At 68.3% G+C, this 5061-nt stretch carries 3 protein-coding genes; 1 reads left to right on the forward strand and 2 read right to left on the reverse strand.

The window, feature by feature from the left end; genetic code table 11:
• Positions 1-306: 306 nt before the first annotated feature.
• Together purB and RSA25_RS18910 are read right to left on the reverse strand one after the other, a co-directional pair.
• Positions 307-1674 carry an adenylosuccinate lyase gene (gene purB / locus RSA25_RS18905; RefSeq protein ID WP_332810368.1) on the reverse strand — a complete coding sequence of 456 codons (1368 nt, stop codon included), beginning with the start codon at positions 1672-1674 and terminating at the stop codon, positions 307-309.
• 36 nt (positions 1675-1710) lie between these two features.
• Positions 1711-3033, reverse strand: a complete 1323-nt coding sequence (locus RSA25_RS18910) for a hemolysin family protein (RefSeq protein ID WP_332810369.1) — start codon at positions 3031-3033, stop codon at positions 1711-1713.
• A 270-nt stretch (positions 3034-3303) separates the two neighbouring features.
• On the opposite strand from RSA25_RS18910, the gene RSA25_RS18915 reads away from it, so the two are divergent.
• Complete coding sequence (locus RSA25_RS18915; protein WP_332810370.1) at positions 3304-4716, forward strand: class II fumarate hydratase; 1413 nt, start codon at positions 3304-3306, stop codon at positions 4714-4716.
• Positions 4717-5061 lie beyond the last annotated feature (345 nt).

Consider the following 5061-nt stretch of genomic DNA (forward strand, 5'->3'; position numbering starts at 1 on the left):
CGCGCTGATCGGCAGGGTCGGCGGTCGATCGGGATCCGACCCTACCGGGTAAATCGGCGGTCGATCGGGATCCGACCCTACCGGGTAGGTCGGTCGGGTCGGGTCCCGGCTGGCGATGGTGGCCGGGTGGGGGCTGGTAGGGTCGGGTCCCGACCGACTGCCGATGCCGTGACCCGACCCGGTAACGCATGGCAACAGAGCGCCCGTAGCGCCGGGCTCTGCCCGGCGGCTCCTCGCCCCCGCAACGAAAAAGGGACGCTGGCAGCGCCGGCGTCCCTTTCCGGGGTCACGCAGGTGCCGCGCGCCTCAGATGGCCTTGGCCAGGTCCGCGGCCAGGCCGATGTAGCCGCCCGGGGTGAGCGCGCGCAGGCCCTGCTTGGCTTCTTCGGGCAGCGCCAGCGACTCGACGAAGGCCTGCATCGACTCGGCGGTGATGCCCTGGCCACGGGTCAGGGCCTTGAGCTGCTCGTAGGGGTTGGGCAGGCCATAGCGGCGCATGACGGTCTGCACCGCCTCGGCCAGCACTTCCCAGGAGGCGTTGAGGTCGGCATCCAGGCGCTCGGGGTTCACCGTCAGCTTGCCCAGGCCCTTGGCCAGCGAGTCCAGGCCCACCTGGGTGTGGCCGAAAGCGGTGCCGACCGCGCGCAGCACGGTGGAGTCGGTGAGGTCGCGCTGCCAGCGGCTGATCGGCAGCTTGGCGCTGAAATGCTCGAACAGGGCGTTGGCGATGCCGAAGTTGCCCTCGGCGTTTTCGAAGTCGATCGGGTTGACCTTGTGCGGCATGGTCGAGGAGCCGACTTCGCCTTCCTTGAGCTTCTGCTTGAAGTAGCCCAGCGAGATGTAACCCCAGATGTCGCGGGCCAGGTCGATCAGGATGATGTTGGCGCGGCGCGCGGCATCGCCGATCTCGGCCACGTTGTCGTGCGGCTCGATCTGGGTGGTGTAGGGGTTGAAGACCAGGCCCAGGCTTTCCACGAAGCGCTTGGCGAAGGCCGGCCAGTCCACGCCCGGGTAGGCGATCACGTGGGCGTTGTAGTTGCCGACCGCGCCGTTGATCTTGCCGGTCAGTTCCACCGCGGCGATCTGCCTGCGCTGGCGCTCCAGGCGCGCCACCACGTTGGCCACTTCCTTGCCCAGGGTGGTGGGCGAGGCGGTCTGGCCATGGGTGCGCGAGAGCATCGGCTGGGCGGCCTGGGCATGGGCCAGCGCACGCAGGCTGGCGGCGACGCCGTCCAGGCTGGGCAGCAGCACCTCGCGGCGGGCCTGCTCGAGCATCAGCCCGTAGCTGAGGTTGTTGATGTCTTCGCTGGTGCAGGCGAAATGCACGAACTCCAACGCCGGACCCAGCTCGGCATCGGCCTTGAGCTGTTCCTTGATGAAGTACTCCACGGCCTTGACGTCGTGGTTGGTGGTGCGCTCGATCTCCTTCACCCGCGCGGCGTGGGACGGGGCGAAATCATCGGCCAGCGCCCGCAGGCGGGTGGTGGCGGCGGCGCTGAACGGGGCCAGTTCGACGATGCCCGGTTCGTTGGCCAGCGCCAGCAGCCATTCCACCTCGACCTTCACACGGGCCTTGATCAGGCCGTATTCGGAGAAGATCGGGCGCAGGGCATCGACCTTGCCGGCATAGCGGCCATCGAGCGGGGACAGGGCGAGCAGGGCGAATTCGGACATGGCAGGGGCAGGGCGATGACGGCGGGGGCCGCCATTCTACGCTGCCCCGCCCGGGTCGGCCTGTGCCATGCGTACGGTGACGGCCTGGATGCGGTGACCGGCCATGCGCTTGATGGTGAACTGGTGGCCGTCGATCAGCAGCGTCTCGCCCTCCTCGGGCAGGCGCTGCAGCTGGTGCACGATCAGCCCGCCCACCGAATTGAGGTGCTCCGGCGCCTCCAGATCGTGGCCGAGCAGGCGCTCCAGGCGGAAGATCGAGGTGGAGCCGGCCACCAGCAGGCTGCCATCGGCGCCGCGGGTGGGGGCGTCCTTGACCACATGTGGGTGCTCGTCCTCGATATCGCCCACCACCACCTCCAGCAGGTCCTCCAGGGTGAAGAAGCCCAGGATGCGGCCGTGCTCTTCCACGCACAGCGCCAGGTGGGTGGTGCCGGTGCGGAAGCGTTCGAGCACGCTGGGTACCGGGGTCTCCAGCGCGATCAGGTTGGCCGGGCGCAGCAGCCCGCGCAGGTCGTCGGTGGGGCGGCCGCGGGCGATCTCGACCAGCAGGTCCTTCATGTGCAGGATGCCGAGCACGTCCTCGCCGTCCCGGTCGAACCACGGGTAGCGGCTGTAGCGGCTCTCGGCGAACTCGGCCATCACCTCGGCCAGGCCCATGCCCTCGCGGAAGGACCGCATGTGCTCGCGCGGGCGCATCAGGTCGCCGGCGACCAGCTCGGGCAGCTCCAGGGCGTGGCTCATCAGCGTCAGGCCGTGGTCCGGCGCGCTGTCGTTGGGCTGCTGGCGGCCGACGATCAGCTTGAGTTCCTCGCGCGAATAGCGGTGCGAGGTGTGTTCCACATCGCCCCAGCCGACCAGCCGCAGCAGCGCATTGGCGCTGTTGTTGAGCAGCCAGATGGCCGGGTACATCGCCCAGTAGAACAGGTACAGCGGCGCGGCGGTCCACAGCGACATGCGGTCCGGGGCGCGGATCGCCATCGACTTGGGGGCCAGTTCACCCAGCACGATGTGCAGGAAGGAGATGACGCTGAAGGCGATGATGAAGGCGGTCAGGCGGGCGCCGTCCTCGCTCATGCCGAAGGCATCGAACATGGGCTGCAGCAGGTGCGCGAAGGCCGGCTCACCCACCCAGCCCAGGCCCAGCGAGGACAGGGTGATGCCGAGCTGGCAGGCCGAGAGGTACGCATCCAGGTGCGAGTGCACGTTGAGCAGCAGACGGCCGCGCCAGCCGTGCCGTTCGGCCAGGCCGACGGCCTGGGTATGGCGCAGCTTGACCAAGGCGAACTCGGCGGCCACGAAGAAGCCGTTGAGCAGCACCAGGCCGAAGGCCAGCAGCAGAAGCAGGAGGTTGCCGATCATCGCCGGGCCCCGGGCAGCAGCGCTGCAGGCGCGGTGGAAAGACGGGTGCGGCGCTGCGCGGCGGCAGGCCGGGAACTACTGTGGGGGTCGTCACCCATGGGGGCGGAAGGCTTTCTGAATGAACACGAATTCCGAGTCTAGCCGATCACCGCCGTTCTTGGGTTTCAACGCGGCTTGGGAGTATGGTGCGCAGAGCCGCCAGCCAGGGAATCAGGCCCGTTGCCAGCCGCAGGTTCCCTTTCCAGACCGAAAGACACGCGGAGTGATGCAATGAGCAAGGGTTTCAGGATCGAGCACGACAGCATGGGCGAGCTGCAGGTGCCCACCGATGCGTTGTGGGGCGCGCAGACGCAGCGGGCGGTGAACAATTTCCCGGTGTCCGGGCAGCGCATGCCGCGCGGTTTCATCCGCGCGCTGGGGCTGGTCAAGGGCGCGGCGGCGTCGGTGAACGTCGAGCTGGGCCACCTGCCCAGGAACATCGGCAAGGCGATCGAGGCGGCGGCGGGCGAAGTCGCACGCGGTGACCATGACGCGCACTTCCCGATCGATGTGTACCAGACCGGTTCGGGCACGTCCTCGAACATGAATGCCAACGAGGTGATCGCCACGCTGGCCAACCGCGCCGGCAAGGCCGGCAAGCTCGCCGTGCATCCCAACGATCACGTCAACCAGGGCCAGAGCTCCAACGATGTGATTCCCACCGCGCTGCGGGTATCGGCGCTGCTGGGCGTGCAGGAGCAGCTGCTGCCGGCGCTGGCGCACCTGCGCAAGGCCATCGACAAGAAGGGCCGCAGCCTGCGCAAGGTGGTGAAGACCGGGCGTACGCACCTGATGGATGCGATGCCGTTGACCTTCGAGCAGGAGTTCGGGGCCTGGTCGGCGCAACTGGCTTCGGCGCAGGCGCGCATCGAGGACAGCCTCAAGCGGCTGCGCCGGCTGCCGCTGGGCGGCACCGCGATCGGCACCGGGATCAACGCCGATCCGCGCTTCGGCGAGCGGGTGGCCAAGCTGCTCAAGCAGCAGACCGGGCAGAAGTTCGACAGTGCCGAGAACAAGTTCGAGGGGCTGGCCGCGCAGGACGATGCGGTGGAATTGTCCGGCCAGCTCAATGCGCTGGCGGTGGCGCTGATCAAGATCGCCAACGACCTGCGCTGGATGAACGCCGGGCCGCTGGCCGGCCTGGGCGAGATCGAACTGCCGGCGCTGCAGCCGGGCAGCTCGATCATGCCGGGCAAGGTGAACCCGGTGATTCCCGAAGCGACGGTGATGGTGTGCGCGCAGGTGATCGGCCACCACGCGGCGATCACCGTGGCCGGGCAGACCGGCAATTTCCAGTTGAACGTGACGCTGCCGCTGATCGCGGCCAACCTGCTGGATGGGATCGGGCTGCTGGCCAACATTTCGCGGCTGCTGGCCGACACGGCGATCGTGGGGCTGAAGGTGCGCGAGGACCGCGTGCGCGAAGCGCTGGACCGCAACCCGATCCTGGTGACGGCGCTGAACCCGATCATCGGTTACGAAAAGGCCGCGGCCATTGCCAAGCGCGCCTACAAGGAGCAGCGACCGGTGCTGGAGGTGGCGCTGGAAGATAGTGGCTTGCCCGAAGCCGAGCTGCGCCGGCTGCTGGATCCGGCGGCACTGACGGCCGGTGGTATCCACGCTGGTGGCGGTGGTGGCGGCTGAGCTGAGCTGAGCGCCAGATGCAAATGGGAAACGGGCCGAAAGGCCCGTTTTTTTTGGCTTTTCTTACGCTGAAGGCCAGCGTCTTGCGCCACGCTCCGTGGCCGGCGTGGTGTGGAGGTGGCGCGTGTCTCCTCGCTCAGGTCTGCAGCGATCGTCAGGGCCCCGTAGCGGCCGGGAGGCCCCTGGCGCAAATGTCCCCCGGCCGCAGGCGGCCTCCTCCTTTATTTTGGTTCTTCGCCCATTCGCGGGGTTCTGTCGTTGCGGCGTATGAAGCGTTGCGAGTGCCGGCGCTGTCGCGCGGGGCGGGGGTGTGCGGGTTCGCGGGACACGCTGCAAGTACGTCCT

Source organism: Stenotrophomonas sp., assembly GCF_036662295.1.
Taxonomy (GTDB): domain Bacteria; phylum Pseudomonadota; class Gammaproteobacteria; order Xanthomonadales; family Xanthomonadaceae; genus Stenotrophomonas.

Coding starts and splice junctions, on each gene's coding strand:
- purB (WP_332810368.1), bottom strand. CDS start 1,674: ATGTCCGAATTCGCCCTGCTCGCCCTGTCCCCGCTCGATGGCCGCTAT.
- RSA25_RS18910 (WP_332810369.1), bottom strand. CDS start 3,033: ATGATCGGCAACCTCCTGCTTCTGCTGCTGGCCTTCGGCCTGGTGCTG.
- RSA25_RS18915 (WP_332810370.1), top strand. CDS start 3,304: ATGAGCAAGGGTTTCAGGATCGAGCACGACAGCATGGGCGAGCTGCAG.